The 655-nt window shown below is 73.7% G+C and carries 1 protein-coding gene; it reads left to right on the top strand.

Annotated features, from left to right (window positions below):
• Positions 1-655: AAA family ATPase (locus KBX53_RS35015; RefSeq protein ID WP_210864040.1), on the top strand; the 655-nt coding region annotated here is incomplete at both ends.

The following is a 655-nucleotide window of genomic DNA, read 5'->3' as shown; positions in this document are numbered from 1 at the left end:
GTGCTGGGATTCCGACAGCGCCCCCGGCTACTGGCCGTGGGTGCAGGTGCTGCGCGGCCTGCGCCGATCCGCCGACGACTGGGCGGTGGCGCGACCGGACGCCGAGCCGGCCCTCGCGGCACTGCTCGGTGAGACCGACGCCAGCAAGCAGCAGGCCGAGCGGCTCGCCAGCTGGGCCGGCGTCGACACCGACAGCGTCGACCAGGAGGCGTTCGCGCTGTACGACGCGGTGACCGCCGCACTGGTCGCCGTCTCCCAGCACCGGCCGGTGGTCGTCGTCCTCGACGACCTGCACTGGGCCGACCCGGCCTCACTGCGGTTGCTGAGCTTCGCCGCCCAGCACACCTGGTTCGAGCGGCTCCTGCTGATCGGCACCTACCGCGACGCCGAGGTCGAGTCGGGTGAGCATCCGCTGCGCCCGCTGCTGATGCCGCTCGTCGCGAAGGCCACCACGATCACCCTCACCGGTTTCACCCGCGACGAGGTGGCCGCGCTGATGACCCGGACCGCCGGACGCGAGCCCGAGGCCGGCCTGGTCGACGAGGTGCACCGGCGTACCGGCGGCAACCCGTTCTTCGTCGAGCAGACCGCGCGGCTGTGGCACGCCGACGACGCGGTCGGCGCGATCGCGCCAGGCGTACGGGAGGCGGTGCGC

It is taken from the genome of Micromonospora sp. M51 (genome assembly GCF_018070305.1).
In the GTDB taxonomy this organism is placed as follows: Bacteria; Actinomycetota; Actinomycetes; order Mycobacteriales; family Micromonosporaceae; genus Micromonospora; species Micromonospora parva.
Note: the sequence above shows the minus strand (reverse complement) of the source record. Positions and strands in the feature narration are given on the sequence as shown.